Origin of the sequence: Thioalkalivibrio halophilus (assembly GCF_001995255.1) — a bacterium.
Taxonomy (GTDB): domain Bacteria; phylum Pseudomonadota; class Gammaproteobacteria; order Ectothiorhodospirales; family Ectothiorhodospiraceae; genus Thioalkalivibrio; species Thioalkalivibrio halophilus.
Genome location: NZ_MUZR01000094.1, coordinates 1 through 3,174, shown reverse-complemented (window position 1 = coordinate 3,174; position 3,174 = coordinate 1). Strand labels below are relative to the sequence as shown.

The 3,174-nt window shown below is 65.2% G+C and carries 4 protein-coding genes; all 4 read left to right on the top strand.

Features of this window, described 5'->3' with window-relative positions; genetic code table 11:
- Positions 1 to 774: cupin domain-containing protein (locus B1A74_RS13960; RefSeq protein ID WP_143592274.1), on the top strand; the 774-nt coding region annotated here is incomplete at its 5' end.
- 227 nt (positions 775 to 1,001) lie between these two features.
- A complete protein-coding gene (locus tag B1A74_RS13955; RefSeq protein WP_077244981.1) occupies positions 1,002 to 1,466 on the top strand; it encodes a pilin in 465 nt (154 codons plus the stop codon).
- Between the two features lie 217 nt (positions 1,467 to 1,683).
- Positions 1,684 to 2,136, top strand: coding sequence for a pilin (locus B1A74_RS13950; protein ID WP_018947715.1), 453 nt, complete (start codon positions 1,684 to 1,686; stop codon positions 2,134 to 2,136).
- Between the two features lie 231 nt (positions 2,137 to 2,367).
- Positions 2,368 to 2,925 carry a retropepsin-like aspartic protease family protein gene (locus tag B1A74_RS13945; RefSeq protein ID WP_244269241.1) on the top strand — a complete coding sequence of 186 codons (558 nt, stop codon included), beginning with the start codon at positions 2,368 to 2,370 and terminating at the stop codon, positions 2,923 to 2,925.
- Positions 2,926 to 3,174: the final 249 nt, after the last annotated feature.

Sequence of the window (3,174 nt, the reverse complement as noted above, 5' to 3'; positions counted from 1 at the left end):
GCCCCCGACATCCCGCGCGCCGCGCGCGCCGCCATCGCCGGCGCCCGGCACGACCTCGACTTCCTCCGCCCCGACCCCGAGGCCTTCCGCCAGGCCCCCGCGCGCTCCATCGACTACGCCGTGATGGAAGCCACCGATGCCGCCGCCGTCACCCCGCTGGATGCCGGGTGGACCGACATCGGCTCCTGGGAGGCGCTGGCCGCACTGCAGCAACCGGACACCCGGGGCAACCACACCCGCGGCGACACCGTACTGGAAGACTGCACCCGCAGCCTGGTCGAAGGTCACGACACCCTCGTCGCCGCCCTCGGCCTGCAGGACACGGCCGTGATCGCCACCCCGGACGCCGTGTTCGCCGCACCCCGCGACCGGCTCCCCGAACTGCGCGCCCTGGTCGAACGCCTGCGCGACCAGTCCCGCCCCGAGGTGCACCAGTACCCCACCGTGCACCGCCCCTGGGGCCACTACGGCAGCATGGAGACCGGCGAGCGCTACCAGGTCAAACACCTGCACGTGCGCCCCGGCGCGCGGCTCTCCCTCCAGCGACACCGCCACCGCGCCGAACACTGGATCGTGGTTGCCGGCACCGCCCGCGTCACGCGCGGCGAGCAGGTGTTCGACCTGCACGAGGATCAGTCCACCTACATCCCCGTCCACGGGATCCACCGCCTGGCGAACCCGGGTCCGGGGCCGCTGGAGGTGATCGAGGTGCAGACGGGGGATTATCTGGGAGAAGACGATATCGAACGGCTGGAGGGGCAGAGGACCGGGTAGGCCCCTTGTAGGTGACACGCTTTGTCACCTCGGGTGACGAGATTTGTCACCCTGCTGGGAGTGACGAAATTCGTCACCCCTGTTGGAGCGGGCTTCGCAAGTGAAATCCCGCATAAACAGAAAGATAGGCATTTTCATTATTTTGGCATGGGTGATGCATGACTCCGGGTGGCTACCCAAAGGTGGCTGGACTCTGGTCCCGCTAATCCATGTCAAGGAGACATACCATGCAGAAAATGCATCGCTCCGCCCAAAAGGGCTTCACCCTGATCGAACTGATGATCGTCGTCGCGATCATCGGCATCCTGGCCGCCATCGCGCTGCCGGCCTATCAGGACTACACCGCTCGTGCCCAGGCGGCAGAAGGACTTTCCGTAACCTCCGGCCTCCGCACCGATATCGCTGAGCGTGTGGCCACCGGTCGTACCGTCGATTTTTCGCCTGATGTGACCGAACTCGAACGCGGTGAATATATCGAGTCTATCGGGTATGCTCATGACGGCGATGATGGGCCGACGATTACTATCACTTGGGATTCGGATAATTCGGGCCTGTCGGGTAATATGCTGCTGTATCCCCGTGACTGGGATGACGGTCAGGACGCCGAGAATAACAACATTGCGGGCTGGATCTGCGCCGAAGATGATGACATGGCCGAAAATCACCTCCCGGGTGGTTGCCGCGACGACTGATCTAGCGCAGTGAAGCGTCAGCCGGAGTCTTCTTCGGCACGGTGAGAAAGGCCGCCCTTCGGGGCGGCCTTTTTTGTTTCAGAAAATGTGTCTGACTCCTCATTTTTGGCACATGAAATGCTTTTTGTAGCTTGAGCGCTGGTGCAGAGGCCTCTGCAGGGTCGGCTGCTCCGGGCAATCCATAAGGCATTTATCGGGCTTCGAGGAGAGAGTCACCATGACAGGCAGGACGACGCAGGGCTTCACGTTGATCGAATTGATGATCGTTGTGGCGATCATCGGCATCCTGGCCGCGATCGCGGTTCCGGCCTATATGGAATACACCGCGCGGGCGCAGGCCGCCGAGGGTGTGACGATTACCGCCGGGTTGCGCCAGGACGTGGCGGAAAGGGTGGCTCAGGGAAGGAGCCTGGAGGGCATGAATACGGATGGCTATGATTTCGAGCCAGCGAAGTATATCCGTGAAGTGGAGCTGGAAAACGACGAGGATGATGGCCTGACGATCATAATTCGCTGGGATGGGGACAACTCGGCGCTCGGGGACACGAGCATGACGTTCCGGCCGAAGAATGCGGATTATGCGGATGACGGCAACGTGGCCGGCTGGTACTGCGCCGCAGCCGACGACATGGCCGAGCGGCACCTCCCGAGAGGATGTGTCGAAGAGTGATCCAAATGAACTCCCGGGGCAGTGCCAATCGACCATGATCGTGTCCTCGTTTTGCCCTGGCCTTGCGCACACGCGTGGGCGCGTAACCGGGTATGGGGGGCTCATTACATGAGTAAGCTCGCGTCGGGTTGGGGTGGTCGCCTCGGGTGGCTCCTGTGTTTGGGGTTTCTCCAGGTCGCCCCACTGTCTGCGGGTGAGATCACCGTCCACGCGGTATTCGATGGGCAAGCGGTGATCTCCGTGGACGGCGAGCGGGCCGTGGTGGCCGAGGGCGAGAGCGGTCCCGGCGGGGTTCGGGTGCTGCAGGCGGGCGGCGGGCGTGTGCAGGTGGAGTTCGCGGGGGAGACCCGCTGGCTGGACCGCGGGGCGGGGGCTTCGCGTGGTGGCGTGACGGGTGGAGCGGGTGGTGCCGCAGGGAAAGCCGTCGGCCCCGGGGTCACCGTGTACACCGATTCGCGCGGGGTGCACAGCCTGACCGTGGGCGTGAACGGCCGGGCCATCACCATGGAGGTGGACCGCGAGGCCGAATCGGTGATGCTGCGCGAGCGCGACGCCGAACGCGCCGGGGTGGACGCCGACGCCGGCAATACCGTGCACCTGCGTACCGAGCGCGGCCGCGTGAACGCCCGCCGCGTCACGCTGGATGAAGTGCGGGTGGGTGGCATCCGCCGCAGTGGCGTGAGCGCGGTGATCGTGCCGGACGATCACATCCACCGGGCGCGCCTGGGGCGGACCTTCCTCGATCGGGTGGAGGTGGAGCCCAGCGGTGACGCGCTGATCCTGCGGTAGGGGCGGTTCGCGCCGGTTCGCCTGCAAGCAGGCTCCTACAGACGGGCGGTGGGGCACCGTAGGAGCGGCCTCGGCCGCGAACGAACGTGCGTTCGCCCGGGCTCCGGCTGTTCGCCTGCAAGCAGGTTCCTACAGGCGGGTGGGGAGGCTGTTCGCGTGCGGGCACGCTCCCACGATGGGCGATGTGTCCTTGCCGGTCCACGGGGGGTGTGGTCCAATATGCTCCATTCGGAGTTACTGTCGAAAGTG

What these genes read in the sequence shown, in the direction of transcription:
- B1A74_RS13955 (WP_077244981.1), top strand. Translation starts at nt 1,002, where the DNA reads ATGCAGAAAATGCATCGCTCCGCCCAAAAGGGCTTCACCCTGATCGAA.
- B1A74_RS13950 (WP_018947715.1), top strand. Translation starts at nt 1,684, where the DNA reads ATGACAGGCAGGACGACGCAGGGCTTCACGTTGATCGAATTGATGATC.